The following is a 14,025-nucleotide window of genomic DNA, read 5'->3' on the forward strand; positions in this document are numbered from 1 at the left end:
GCTGCTGTAGGACGGCCTGGCTCTCTGCCCCTACCGTTCGGGCTGAGCCTGTCGAAGCCGGGGCACTGAGGCGGCATTCGACAAGCTCAGGCTGAACGGTGGGGGTCGCCTCAGTCCAGCACCGCCAGCGCGCTCGGCACATCCGCCACCTGCGTGGCCAGCTCCTCGAACTCGACGACGTTGTCGATCTCCGTGCCCATGGCGATGTTGGTCACGCGCTCCAGGATCACCTCGATGACCACGGGCGTTGCGTGCTCGGCCATCCAGGCCTCGGCCTGGGCGATGGCGGGCGCGAACTCCTCGGGGCGGTGCACGCGGATGGCCTTGCAGCCCAGGCCTTCGACCACCTTCACGTGGTCCACGCCATAGCCGCGCGCCACCTCGCCCTCGGCCATGTTCACGTTGTCGAACGCGAGCTGCACGCAGTAGTCGATGCTGAAGCTGCGCTGCGCCTGGCGGATCAGGCCCAGGTAGCTGTTGTTGACCAGCACGTGGATGTAGGGCAGCTTGAACTGCGCGCCCACGGCCAGCTCCTCGATCATGAACTGGAAGTCGTAGTCGCCCGACAGCGCCACGATCTTGCGCGCCGGGTCGGCCACGCGCACGCCCAGGGCGGCAGGCACCGTCCAGCCCAGCGGGCCGGCCTGGCCGCAGTTGATCCAGTGGCGCGGCTGGTACACGTGCAAAAACTGCGCGCCCGCTATTTGCGACAGACCGATGGTGGAGACATAACACACGTCCTTGCCCAGCGCGCGGTTCATGCACTGATACACGCGCTGCGGCTTCATGGGCACGCTATCGAAGTGGGTCTTGCGCAGGTAGTCCACGCTGTGCTTGCGGCCCAGGCATTCGGCGGCCCAGCTGCTGTGGTCCTTCAGGCGCCCCGCGGCCTGCCATTCGAGTGCCACGTCGACAAAGAGCCGGAGTGCGGCGCCCGCATCGGAGACGATGCCGAAGTCCGGCGCGAACACGCGGCCGATCTGCGTGGGCTCGATGTCCACGTGCACAAACTTCCGGCCCCGGGTGTACACATCGACCGAGCCCGTGTGCCGGTTGGCCCAGCGGTTGCCGATACCCAGCACGAAGTCGCTGGCGAGCAGCGTGGCATTGCCATAGCGCTGGCTGGTCTGCAGGCCGCACATGCCGGCCATGAGCGGGTGGTCGTCGGGGATGCTGCCCCAGCCCATCAGCGTGGGAATCACCGGCACGCCCAGCAGCTCGGCCAACTGCACCAGCAGGTCCGACGCATCGGCATTGATGATGCCGCCGCCCGCCACGATGAGCGGGCGCTCGGCGCCGTTGAGCATGGAGAGCGCTTTCTCGATCTGCGCACGCGTGGCGGCGGGCTTGTAGGGCACCAGGGGTTCATACGTGTCGAGGTCGAACTCGATCTCGGCCAGTTGCACGTCGATGGGAAGGTCGATGAGCACGGGCCCGGGCCGGCCGGAGCGCATGAGGTGGAACGCCTGCTGGAACGCCTGCGGCACCTGCGCGGGCTCCAGCACGGTGGTGGCCCACTTGGTCACGCTCTTGGCAATGGTGGCGATGTCCACCGCCTGGAAGTCTTCCTTGTGCAGGCGGGCGCGCGGCGCCTGGCCGGTAATGCACAGGATGGGGATGGAGTCCGCACTGGCCGAGTACAGGCCGGTGATCATGTCGGTGCCGGCGGGGCCGCTGGTGCCGATGCACACGCCGATGTTGCCAGCCACGGCACGCGTGTAGCCCTCGGCCATGTGGCTGGCGCCCTCCACATGGCGCGCCAGGATGTGGCCAATGCCGCCGTGCGCCTTGAGCGCCGCATACAGCGGGTTGATGGCCGCGCCGGGCACGCCGAACGCAACGCTCACGCCCTCTTTCTCCATCACCTTCACGGCGGCCTCGATGGCCTTCATTCTTGGCATTGCACATCTCCTTCGGTTGGGGTCGTTGATGTGGCAACTCTAGGCAAGCACCCGCTGTGGCGGAAGGTGGCGGCAGACCATAAAATTTATTCCACACAGGAATAAGCCGCAGCGCACAGGCGCTGCACCATGCGCTGCAAGGAGGCAAAAACGATGGACAGGCTCGATGCCATGCAAATGTTCGTGCGGGTGGTGGAGACCGGCAGCTTCACCAAGGTGGCCCGCGAGTTCGTCACCACACAGCCCACGGTGACCAAGCAGGTGGCCGCCATGGAGGCACACCTGAAGGTGCGGCTGCTCAACCGCAACACGCGCGGCGTGAGCCTGACCGAGCCCGGTGCGCTGTACTACGAAAAGTGCAAGGCCATCGTGACCGACGTGGCCGATGCCGAGAGCGTGGTGCGCGTGCGCCAGACGCAGGTGCAGGGCCAGCTGCGGGTGGGCAGCTCGGTGGCGTTCGGGCGGCGCGTGGTGGTGCCGCTGGCGCTGGAGTTCATGGCGCAGAACCCGCAGGTGCAGCTGGACCTGAGCTTCGAGGACCGCTACACCGACCTGGTGGCCCACGGCATCGACGTGGCGATCCGCCTGGGCAAGCTGGCCGACTCGGCCCTGGGCGCGCGCACGCTGGGCATGAACCCCTGGGTGCTGGTGGCTTCGCTCACCTACCTGCGCCGCCACGGCACGCCGCGCCGGCCGTCGGACCTGAAGGACCATTCGACGCTGATCTACAGCAGCGTGCAGGGCAACGACCTGTGGCGGCTGCGCAATGCGAGCGGCGAGGCGGTGTCGGTGCCGGTCACGGGGCGGCTGCGGTCCAACAACCTCTCTGCGCTGCTGGCGGCGGCGCGCGCGCACATGGGCATCGCGGCGCTGCCGCACTACGTGGCGGTGGAATCGCTGGCGGCAGGGCGCGTGGTAGAGGTGCTCAAGACCTGCCGCCTGCCCGAGCAGGAGATCCATGCGGTATACCCGTCACCGCGGCTGGTGCCGCAGAAGGTGCAGGCGTTCGTCGCGTTTTTGCAGGGGCGGTTTGGCAAGGACTGGGTTGACGCTTTGCCGCGTGAGGGGGCTGCGAGGAAGTAAAGGATGGCTGGGAGATGACGAGGTTGCGCCCTAATTGGAGGCCCTCTCTCCCCAACCCTCTCCCGCGAGGGGAGAGGGGGTTAAGAAAGGTACGCCGGTGGTGGTTGTACGGTCTTGGCCGAGTCAGCCGCTTTTGCTGCAGCCTTCAAGCATGGCCGCAGGCGCAGCCGTTGCAAACATCCTGGCCGTCGTGACGCCCATCAAGCTCCCTCTCCCCTTGCGGGAGAGGGCTGGGGAGAGGGGTAATGATCAGGCACAGCGCCAGCAAAAACCCTGGACCTTATCGCCCTGCAGCCCAGGCACAGCCACCGCCAACCGCTACAAAATCAGGATCGCCCGGAAGTCATTGACGTTGGTGTGCGTGGGCCCCGTGACAACCAGATCGCCCAGCGCATCGAAATAACCATACGCATCGTTGCGGTCCAGATGGTCCGCGATGGACAGGCCGTGCGAGGTGGCACGCGCCAGGGTGTCGGGCACCACACGCGCGCCGGCGTTGTCTTCCACGCCGTCGATACCGTCGGTGTCCGCAGCCAACGCCCACACACCAGGCTGGCCCTGTAGCGCCTGCGCGAGCCCCATGCAGAACTCGCCCGCCCGGCCGCCCCGGCCCTTGGCAGCGTCGGGTGCGCGCGGGCGGATGGTGACGGTGGTCTCGCCGCCCGAGAGGATCACGCAGGGCCGCGCAAACGGCTGGCCATGCCTTGCCACAGCGCGGGCCAGCGCAGCGTGCACCTTGCCCACCTCGCGCGATTCGCCTTCGATTTCGTCGGAGAGGATGTACGCAGCCACACCGGCCGCACGCGCGGCCTCGGCAGCGGCCTGCAGCGACTGCTGGGGCGTGGCCGTCATGTGCACCACATGGTTCGCAAACACGGCGTCGCCGGGCTTGGGGGTTTCCAGCGCGCCTGCTTCCAGTGCAACGCGCACTGCGGGGGGCACGTCGATGCCATAGCGCGCCAGGATGGTCAGCGCATCGGCGCAGGTGGTGGCGTCGGGCACGGTGGGGCCGCTGGCGATGACCGAGGGGTCGTCGCCCGGCACGTCGCTGATGGTGAGCGTGACCACCCGCGCGGGTGCGCAGGCCGCCGCCAGGCGCCCGCCTTTGATGCGCGAGAGGTGCTTGCGCACGCAGTTCATCTCGTCGATGGCGGCGCCGCTCTCGAGCAGCGCCTTGTTGATGCGCTGCTTGTCTTCGAGCGTGAGGCCGTCCGCCGGGAGCGTGAGCAGGGCCGAGCCGCCGCCCGAGATCAGGCACAGCACCAGGTCGTTTTCGGTAAGGCCCTGCGTCAGCGCCAGGATGCGCTGCGCGGCGGCCAAGCCGGCCGCATCGGGCACGGGGTGCGCGGCTTCGACCACCTCGATGCGCTGCGGGTAGCCCTCGGGCCGGGGCGGCAGTCCCAGGAACGCCGCCTCACGCGGCGGCGTGTGGTGGTAGCGCGTGACGACCAGGCCCGACAGCGGCGCATCAACCGGCCACAGCGCCTCCACCGCCTGCGCCATGGCGCCACCGGCCTTGCCCGCACCCAGCACCAGGGTGCGGCCTCCGCTCTCACGGCTGGGCGGCGCGGGCAGAAAGGCGGCGGTGTTGTGCAGCGGCAGCGCACGGCGCACGGCCACCCGGTACAGGTATTCGAGGAACTCGGCGGGCTGGAAGACGGGATCGGGCACGTTGTCGTTGTTGGTCATGGTGGTCTCCGCGGGCGATTGTGGAGCAGTAACTCCAAGGTAACCGCGCGTGAAAGTCAAAAGTGCTTCAACCACCACCGCGCCGGCGGGCCCCCAACGGCAGGGCCCAACACGGGATAACCCCATGTTCTGGCTCGCAACACTTGTCTACAGTTCTTGTATGCAAGATTGATCACAGTGCCACCGTCTCCTTTCTTTCGTCAAAGGGTTCCCATGCTCCGCTTCCTCAACTCCTTGTTCGGCCGGGTGATCCTGGCCCTGATTGCCGGCGTGGCCGTCGGGCTGTTCTGGCCCGATACGGCCGTACAGCTCAAGCCTCTGGGCGACGGCTTCATCAAGCTCATCAAGATGCTGATTCCGCTCATCGTCTTTTGCGTGGTGGTGCATGGCATTGCCGGCACGGGCGACCTCAAGCGGGTCGGCCGGGTGGGCATCAAGTCGCTGATCTACTTCGAGGTGGTCACGTCCATCGCGCTGGTGTTGGGCCTGGCGCTCGCATTTTGGTTCGAGCCCGGTGTGGGCATGAACGTGGACCCGAGTGCGCTGGACCCCAAGGCCATGGGCGCCTATGCGGAAAACGCCAGCAAACTCACGGGTGGCGGCTTCAGCGACTTTTTGCTCAAGCTCATCCCCACCACCGCCGTGAGCGCATTCGCCAATGGCGACGTGCTGCAGGTGCTGCTGTTCTCCATCATCTTTGGCTGCGCGCTGGCGCTGCTGGGCGAGCGCGGTGCGCGGGTCACCAGTCTGATCGAAGACCTGTCGCACGTGCTCTTCAAGACCATGGGCCTGATCATCAAGCTGGCGCCGCTGGGCGTGCTGGGTGCCATGGCGTTCACGGTGGGCAAGTACGGCATCGGCTCGCTCAAGCAGCTGGGCATGCTGGTGGTGCTGTTCTATGCGGCGGTGTTCCTGTTCGTGGCGGTGGTGCTGGGCCTGATCATGCGGGTCTCGGGCTTCAGCCTGTTCAAGCTGCTGCGCTACCTGCGCGAGGAGCTGGCCGTGGTGTTCGCCACCACCTCGTCGGACAGCGTGCTGCCCCAGATCATGGCCAAGCTCAAGCACATGGGCATTCGCGACTCGACCGTGGGCCTGGTGATCCCCACGGGCTACTCGTTCAACCTGGACGCGTTCTCGATCTACATCACGCTGGCCGCCGTGTTCATCGCCCAGGCCACGAACACGCCGATCTCCATGGCCGACCTGCTGACCATCCTGGCGATCTCGCTGGTCACGTCCAAGGGCGCGCATGGCGTGCCGGGCTCGGCCATCGTGGTGCTGGCGGCCACGCTGCATGCCATTCCGGCCATCCCGGCCATCGGGCTGGTGCTGGTGCTGTCGGTGGACTGGTTCATGGGCATTGCCCGCGCGCTGGGCAACCTGATCGGCAACTGCGTGGCCACCGTGGCCATTGCCGCGTGGGAAGGCGATATCGACCGCGAGCGCGCCCACGCCGTGCTAGACGGCCAGGCCGTGCCGCCGCAGCAGCAGTGACCGCATGCGACAAGCCAAGCCATAACAACCCACAACACCACGGCCCACCCCATGCCCCCTTCTACCGTTCTGACCCGCCGCCGCGCCATCGCAGGCGCTGCGGGCCTGTGCGCCCTTCCCTTCGGCTGGGGCCTCGCCGCCGCCCAGGGCAAGGGCGAGCCCGACCAGCTGGACCGCATCCTGCGCAGCCGGGTGCTGCGCGTGGCAGTGCCGCAAGAGTTTCCGCCGTTCGGCTTCACGCGCAACGGCGTGGTCGATGGCTTTGACATTGCGGTGGCGCGCATGCTGGCCAGCGACCTGCGGGTGTCGCTCAAGATCCTGCCCGTGGCCAGCGGCGACCGCCTGGCCGCCCTGCTCGAAGACCGGGTGGACCTGATCATCGCCAGCCTGGGCAAGACCGCGGAGCGCGAGCGCGAGATCGATTTTTCCACCGCTTACGCACCGACCTACATGGGCATCTTCAGTGACTCCGGCGCGGGCCCGGCGGACCTCGCCGCGCTCAAGGGCCGCCGTGTGGGCGTGGTGCGCGGCAGCCTGGAAGAGACCGAGTTCAAGGCCCAGGCACCGCACGCCACAGCCGTGGCATTCGACAGCTCGGCCCCCATGCTTGATGCGTACGTGCGCCGCAGCATCGACGCCTTTGCGGCGGGCAATGTGGTGGCTGAATCCATCCCGGATACCGCCCTGCGCGAGCGTATCAAACGGGTGGCCGTGCTGCGGCAAAGCCCCTGCCACATCGGCGTGCGCAAGCACGAGCCTCGCCTGCTGGCGCGGGTCGATGCCTTTCTGGCCCAGGCCCGGTCATCGCAAGCGCTCATGGTCAATGCCATGCACTGGTTCAAACACAGCCTGTCGCCAGAGATGTTCCGCGATGGCAAGGGCTGAGCAGGCGCTCCACACGCCGCGCGGTCCCCGCCCTCCCCCGCCTGCAGGCGCGTTCCCCGCCACCGGCACGAGAACTCTCCCACCATGATGACTTCGCTCCGCACCCGCATCCTGCTCATCACCACGGCAGCGGTCACCGCCGCCCTCGCACTGACGGGCGCCGCCACCTACGCCATCGTGCGGTCGGCAACCCTGCAGACCATCGAGGACAACCTCACGGCCATCGCCTCGGGCAACGCGCTGGCCATCGAAAAATGGGTGTCGAGCAAATCCCTGGCCGTGCAGGCAGCCGCTGCCGCCGTGGAGCATGGCGACCCGCAGGGCATCGTCCTGCACATGAACAAGGCCAATGGCTTTCCCGTTACCACGGTGGGCTGGCAGGACAAGCGCTGGGTATCGAGCAGCCCCACCACACCACCCACCTATGACCCCACGGCGCGCCCCTGGTACCAAAGCGCGGTGAAGACCGGCAAGCTGCTGGTCACCAAGCCCTACGGCGACGCGTCCACGGGCGAGCCTTTTGTGTCGTTCGCCGCGCCCATCCTGCGCGACGGAGCGGCACAAGGCGCAGTGAGCGGTGCGGTTCCGCTCAAGGGCGTGCAGGAAGTGGTGGCCGCAGTGCACCCCACGCCCAGCAGCCTGGGCTTCGTGGTGGACAAGGACGGGCTGGTGCTGGCGCACCCCGATGCGCAGCGCATGCTCAAGCCCGCCTCAGAACTCTCGCCCGCGCTCACTCCCGCCGTGCTCGCAGCGCTGCCCGTTGCCACCCACGCGCTGGAGGCCACACTGGCAGGCTCTGCCAAGCTGCTGCGCGCACTGCCCGTGGCAGGCACCGACTGGTACCTGGTCGTCGCGCTGGACAAGGCCGAGGCCACCGCCGGCCTGGCAGGCGTGCTGCGCACCTCGGCCATCGCCATCGTGCTGCTGGCGCTGGCCGCTGCGGGTGTCAGCGCACTGCTCACGGCGCAGTCCTTCCGCCGGCTGTCGCAGGTGCGCGATGCGATGGATGAGATCGGATCGGGCAGCGGCGACCTGACGCACCGGTTGCCCGTCACCGGGCACGACGAGGTGGCGCAGATCGCGTCCTCGTTCAACGCCTTCGTGGACAAGATCAGCACCGTGCTGCAGGACGTGCGCCAGGGCGTCGAATCCATGAAAACGGCCACCGACGAGATCAAGGCTGGCAACCACGACCTGTCCCACCGCACCGAGACATCGGCCAGCAACCTACAGGAAACCTCTGCCTCGCTGTCGCAGCTCACAGCCACCGTGCAGCAGTCTGCAGATGCCGCAGCGCAGGCCGCACAACTGGCCCGCTCGGCCAGCGCCACCGCCACCCGGGGCGGCGAGGTGGTGGCGGACGCCGCGAGCACCATGGACGAGATTTCCAGCGCCTCGGCACGCATCGGGGAGATCATCGGCGTGATCGACTCCATCGCCTTCCAGACCAACATCCTGGCACTGAACGCAGCCGTGGAGGCTGCCCGTGCGGGGGAGAACGGCCGGGGCTTCGCGGTGGTGGCCAGCGAGGTGCGCAGCCTGGCGCACCGCAGCGCCACGGCCGCCCGGGAGGTGCGGGCGCTCATAGACGCCTCGGGCGCCAGCGTGGCCACGGGCACCCAGCGCGTGCGCGCGGTTGGCGAGACCATGAACGAGATCGTGCACGGCATCCAGCGCGTGGCGCAGATCGTGGGGGAAATCAATGGCTCCATGACCGAGCAAAGTGCCGGCATCGGCCAGATCAACCAGGCCGTGGCCGAGATGGACCGCGCCACGCAGCAAAATGCAGCGTTGGTTGAAGAGTCCACCGCCGCATCGGGCGTGCTCAACGACCAGGCCCACCACCTCGCACGCACCGTCGCCGGCTTCCAGCTGGAGGCCTCGCGTGCGCCCATCCACGCTGGCTTGCCAGCCCTGCCCCGCTGACACAATCGACCCCATGAGCCTGAGCCAGACCCAGATCGCCCAACAGGTGGTGGAATCCATCCTTGCGCAGAAGCTCGCCCCCGGCGAACGCCTGGGCGAGCAGGAATTGGCCGACCTCTTCGGCGTAAGCCGCACGCTGGTGCGCGAGGCGCTGATGCAGCTGCAGGCACGCGGCTTTGTCGAAGTGCGCTCGCGCCGGGGTTGGTACGTGGTGGAGCCTTCGGTGGAGGATGCGCGCGACGCCTTCTCGGCACGGCGCATCATCGAATCGGGCATCCTGGCCGACGCAGGCAAGCCGCTACAGACAGTGACCCGCCGCCTGCGTGCACACATTGCCGATGAGCAGCAGGCCATCGAAGGCGCCGACGCGGCCACACGCGCCTTCCTGCTGGCGGATTTCCATGTCTGCCTGGCAGAGGCAATGGGCCACCGCAGCCTCAGTGACATCCTGCGCGACCTCACCGCGCGCACCACGCTGGCGGCCTCGCTGTACCAGTCACAGCACGCGGCCAGCCAGTCCTGCGCCGAACACGCTGCCATCGTGGAGGCCCTGGAGGCCGGCGACACCGTGCTGGCCCGCGAACGCATGCTGGCCCACATCGGCCATGTGGAAGGCGCACTGAACTCCGACCAGCCGCTGGTGCGGGACCGGCTGCGTGAATCCCTGGCACCGCTGACCGGCCAACGCGCCAAGGCAGCATCCACGCACCGGGGCTAGGTCCAGCCGCAGGCGTTGCACGCCCCTACCCCAACGCCCCCAGCAGCCCACGTTTGGGGCAGCGGTTTGCGGCTGCCCGTTCTAAGGGTTTACCGGGATAAGCGCGTCCGGTCATTTTGTATACGATTTTTGTATGGACTGTTGTGCACCATTTCGCACCAGTACCCATCTCGTATTCACACTGATCCACCCTAAGGACACGCCATGAACCCACCCGTACACCCCGTGGACGAACACCTGCCCCTGGGGCGACTTACGGCGCTGGGCCTTCAGCATGTGCTGGTGATGTACGCTGGCGCGGTGGCCGTGCCACTCATCGTGGGGCGTGCGCTCAACCTCACACCCGACCAGGTGGCCAAGCTGATCTCTGCCGACCTGTTCGTCTGTGGGCTGGTCACGCTGATCCAGGCACTGGGGGCGTCGCGCTGGTTCGGCATCCAGCTGCCCGTGATGATGGGCGTGACCTTTGCCTCGGTGGCCCCGATGATCTCGATGGCACAAAGCACGGGAGGCACGGCCGGAGCCGGACTGATCTTTGGATCGGTGATCGGGGCGGGCGTCATCTCCATCCTGATCGCGCCACTGGTGAGCCGCATGCTGCGGTTTTTTCCGCCCGTGGTCACCGGCACCATCATTGCGGTCATCGGCATCAGTCTGATGCGCGTAGGCATCAACTGGATCTTTGGCAATCCAGTGGGCCCCACGGCGCCCAATGTGGTGAACCCCGAGCACATCAAGTGGCTCAGCGAGATGCAGTCCGTCGCCGGGGCACCCGGCTCGTCCCTGCCCCCCGTGCCCAAGGGCTTTGCGGTGGTGCCCACGGTGCCCAACCCCAAATACGCCGACCTGACCGGCGTGGGCATCTCGGGCCTGGTGCTGCTGTCCATCCTGCTGATCGCCAAGTTTGCCAAGGGCTTCATCGCCAACATCTCGGTGCTGCTGGGTATCGTCATTGGTGCGGTGGTGGCCGTGGCGCTGGGCATGATGAACTTCGACAAGGTGGCCAAGGCGCAGTGGTTTGACCTGGTGCTGCCGTTCGAGATCGCCGGCCCCGTGTTCGACCCCATCCTGATCCTGACCATGACGCTGGTGATGATCGTGGTGATGATCGAATCCACCGGCATGTTCCTGGCCCTGGGCGAGATGACCGACCGCAAGGTGGACCAGGCCGCTCTGACGCGCGGCCTGCGCACGGATGGCCTGGGCACGCTGCTGGGCGGAATCTTCAACACCTTTCCGTACACCAGCTTCTCGCAGAACGTGGGGCTGGTGGCCGTCACCGGCGTCAAGAGCCGCTTTGTCTGCGTGGCCGGCGGCGTGATCCTGATCGTGCTGGGCGTGCTGCCCAAGATGGCGGCGCTGGTCGAATCGCTGCCCACCATGGTGCTGGGGGGCGCCGGGCTGGTGATGTTCGGCATGGTGGCGGCCACCGGCATCCGCATCCTGGGCGGGGTGGATTTCAAGCACAACCGCTTCAACGCCATGATCGTGGCCGTGTCGATCGGCGTGGGCATGATCCCGCTCATCGCGCCCAACTTCCGCCAGTGGATGCCGCATGCCATCCACCCCCTGATCGAATCCGGTATCCTGCTGGCCTCGATCGCGGCCGTGGCCCTGAACGTTTTCTTCAATGGCGCCAGCCGCGACACCTCCGCCGCTGTGAACGCCGCACGCCAGGCCGACGCCCACTAGCGTCCCGCCTGCCCGCTGCCCGGAAAATGCTCACCATCCAAGAACTGGCCACAGCCTGCTGGCCCCACCCCCTGACCGCACCGGCTGCCAGGGGGTTTTGGATTCATGCGGCATACGCATAAACCTGCATGCCAGCCAGCCGCGCCATCGGGTACCCTTGTTTTGCATTCCGCCGAGGACTTCCAGGATTTCCGTATGACACAGAACATTTCCGCCGCCGAACAGGCCTTGCGCGACGCTGCGCGCGAATACCACCGCAACCCCACCCGGGGCAAGATTTCGGTCACCCCCACCAAGCCCCTGTCCAACCAGCGCGACCTGTCGCTGGCCTACTCGCCGGGCGTGGCCTACCCTTGCCTAGACATCGCGGCCGACCCGTCCAAGGCGTTTGACTACACCTCGCGCGGCAACCTGGTGGCGGTGATCACGAACGGCACGGCCGTGCTGGGCCTGGGCGACATCGGCCCCCTGGCCAGCAAGCCGGTGATGGAGGGCAAAGGCTGCCTGTTCAAGAAGTTTGCAGGCGTGGACGTGTTCGACATCGAACTGGCCGAGCGCGACCCCGACAAGCTCATCGAGATCATTGCGGCGCTCGAGCCCACGCTGGGCGGCATCAACCTCGAAGACATCAAGGCGCCCGAGTGTTTCTACATCGAGCAAGAGCTGAGCAAGCGCATGAACATCCCGGTGTTCCATGACGACCAGCACGGCACGGCCATCATCTCCAGCGCAGCGCTGCTCAACGGCCTGGAGCTGGTGGACAAGGAGATTGGAGCTGTCAAGATCGCTGTCTCGGGCGCTGGCGCTGCTGCCATTGCCTGCGTGAACGTGATGGTGGGCCTGGGCGTGAAGGTAGAGAACATCTTCATGTGCGACTCCAAGGGCGTGATCTACCAAGGCCGCCCCGGTGGCTACGACGAGTCCAAGGCGCGCTATGCCCAGAAGACCGACGCGCGCACGCTGGCCGATGCGGTGGATGGCGCCGATGTGTTCCTGGGCTGCTCGGCCCCGGGCGTGCTCACCGCCGAGATGGTCAAGACCATGGCTCCGAAGCCCATCATCCTGGCGCTGGCCAACCCCGAGCCCGAGATCCGCCCCGAACTCGCCAAGGCCATCCGCCCCGACTGCATCATTGCCACGGGCCGCTCGGACTACCCCAACCAGGTCAACAACGTCCTGTGCTTCCCCTACATCTTCCGGGGTGCACTCGACTGCGGCGCCACCAAGATCACCGAAGCGATGAAGCTGGCCTGCGTGCGCCAGATTGCCGACCTGGCCAAGGCCGACATCAGCGAAGAAGTGGCCAGCGCCTACGCGGGCAAGGAACTCACCTTTGGCCCCGACTACCTCATCCCCACACCGTTCGACTCGCGCCTGATCCTCAAGATCGCGCCCGCCGTGGCCAAAGCCGCAGCGGAGTCGGGTGTGGCCACGCGCCCCATTGAAGACATGGAGGCCTACAAGGAGACCCTGTCGCGTTTCGTCTACCAGACCGGCATGCTGATGCGCCCCGTGATCAACGCGGCCAAGGCCCTGCCTGACGCGCAAAAGCGCGTGGCCTACGCCGACGGCGAGGACGAGCGTGCCCTGCGCGCCGCGCAGATGGCGATTGACGACAAGATCGCCCAGCCCATCCTCATCGGCCGCCCCGCCGTGATCGCCGCCCGCATTGCCAAGGCCGGCCTGCGCATGCAGCTGGGCAAGGATGTGGAGGTGTGCAACCCCGAGGACGACCCCCGTTTCCGCCAGTACTGGGAGCACTACCACCAGCTCATGAAGCGCAACGGCGCCACGCCCGAAGTGGCCAAGGCGGCCGTGCGCCGCTCCAACACCATCATCGCCTCGCTGATGGTCAAGCTGGGCGATGCGGACGCCATGATCTGCGGTCTGGTGGGCACGTACGAGACACACCTGGAGCGCATCCACAGCATCATCGGCCGCCAGGAGAGCGTGAACGACTATGCCGCGCTCAACGCGCTGATGACCAACCGGGGCACGCTCTTCATTGCCGACACCTACGTGAACGAAGACCCCACCGCCCAGCAGCTGGCCGACATCGCCTGGATGTCCGTGCAGGAAGTGCAGCGTTTTGGCCTGCCACCCAAGGTGGCTTTCCTGTCGCATTCGAGCTATGGCTCGTCCAAGCGCGCATCGGCCAAGAAGATGCGGCTGGCCCGCGACCTGTTCGTGGCCGCCCACCCCGACATCGAATGCGATGGCGAGCTGCACGGCGATGCCGCACTGGAGCCGAACATCCGCAATGCCTACATGGCGGACTCGACCCTGACGGACTCGGCCAACCTGCTGATCTGCCCCAACCTGGATGCCGCCAACATCCTCTACAACGTGCTCAAGACCACCACCAGCGGTGGCGTGACCGTGGGCCCCATCCTGATGGGCGCCGCCGCCACGGCCTACATCCTGACCCCGGCCGCCACCGTGCGCCGGGTGCTCAACATGACGGCGCTGGCCGTGGCCAGCGCGGCCGCACGCCCCAAATAAGGGCACACCGAAGGGCCTGCGGAGCCCTTCGCCCCCAGGGCATAGCCCCTGGGCGGTGCAAACCAGCGGGCGCTTGCACCATGCGGGGAAACCCTGCATGCCCGCACGCACCACTTCAGGGAACAATGGCTGCAT

The 14,025-nt window shown here is 67.0% G+C and carries 9 protein-coding genes; 7 read left to right on the top strand and 2 right to left on the bottom strand.

Annotated elements, in window-relative coordinates:
• Positions 1–110: 110 nt before the first annotated feature.
• Complete coding sequence (gcl, locus tag ASE39_RS18985) at positions 111–1,901, bottom strand: glyoxylate carboligase (RefSeq protein ID WP_057228680.1); 1,791 nt, start codon at positions 1,899–1,901, stop codon at positions 111–113.
• Positions 1,902–2,054: 153 nt separating this feature from the next.
• Between gcl and ASE39_RS18990 the strand changes: the two genes are divergently transcribed.
• Positions 2,055–2,984, top strand: coding sequence for a LysR family transcriptional regulator (locus tag ASE39_RS18990; RefSeq protein ID WP_057228683.1), 930 nt, complete (start codon positions 2,055–2,057; stop codon positions 2,982–2,984).
• A gap of 318 nt (positions 2,985–3,302) precedes the next feature.
• Here ASE39_RS18990 and ASE39_RS18995 read toward each other — a convergent pair whose 3' ends face one another.
• Positions 3,303–4,673 (bottom strand): glycerate kinase, encoded by a 1,371-nt coding sequence (locus tag ASE39_RS18995; RefSeq protein WP_057228685.1) that lies wholly within the window; start codon positions 4,671–4,673, stop codon positions 3,303–3,305.
• A 213-nt stretch (positions 4,674–4,886) separates the two neighbouring features.
• Here ASE39_RS18995 and ASE39_RS19000 point away from each other — a divergent pair, with 213 nt between their 5' ends.
• From ASE39_RS19000 to ASE39_RS19025, 6 genes are all read left to right on the top strand, one after another.
• Complete coding sequence (locus ASE39_RS19000) at positions 4,887–6,167, top strand: C4-dicarboxylate transporter DctA (RefSeq protein WP_057272169.1); 1,281 nt, start codon at positions 4,887–4,889, stop codon at positions 6,165–6,167.
• A 51-nt stretch (positions 6,168–6,218) separates the two neighbouring features.
• Positions 6,219–7,052, top strand: a complete 834-nt coding sequence (locus ASE39_RS19005) for a transporter substrate-binding domain-containing protein (protein ID WP_010461720.1) — start codon at positions 6,219–6,221, stop codon at positions 7,050–7,052.
• 84 nt (positions 7,053–7,136) lie between these two features.
• Positions 7,137–8,978, top strand: a complete 1,842-nt coding sequence (locus tag ASE39_RS19010; RefSeq protein WP_057228689.1) for a methyl-accepting chemotaxis protein — start codon at positions 7,137–7,139, stop codon at positions 8,976–8,978.
• 13 nt (positions 8,979–8,991) lie between these two features.
• Positions 8,992–9,696: a GntR family transcriptional regulator gene (locus ASE39_RS19015; protein ID WP_057228691.1), complete on the top strand. Its 705-nt coding sequence runs from the start codon at positions 8,992–8,994 to the stop codon at positions 9,694–9,696.
• 204 nt (positions 9,697–9,900) lie between these two features.
• Complete coding sequence (locus ASE39_RS19020) at positions 9,901–11,388, top strand: nucleobase:cation symporter-2 family protein (RefSeq protein ID WP_057228692.1); 1,488 nt, start codon at positions 9,901–9,903, stop codon at positions 11,386–11,388.
• A 195-nt stretch (positions 11,389–11,583) separates the two neighbouring features.
• Positions 11,584–13,890 carry an NADP-dependent malic enzyme gene (locus ASE39_RS19025; RefSeq protein ID WP_057228694.1) on the top strand — a complete coding sequence of 769 codons (2,307 nt, stop codon included), beginning with the start codon at positions 11,584–11,586 and terminating at the stop codon, positions 13,888–13,890.
• Positions 13,891–14,025 lie beyond the last annotated feature (135 nt).

It is taken from the genome of Acidovorax sp. Root267, from assembly GCF_001429215.1.
GTDB lineage: Bacteria > Pseudomonadota > Gammaproteobacteria > Burkholderiales > Burkholderiaceae_C > Acidovorax > Acidovorax radicis.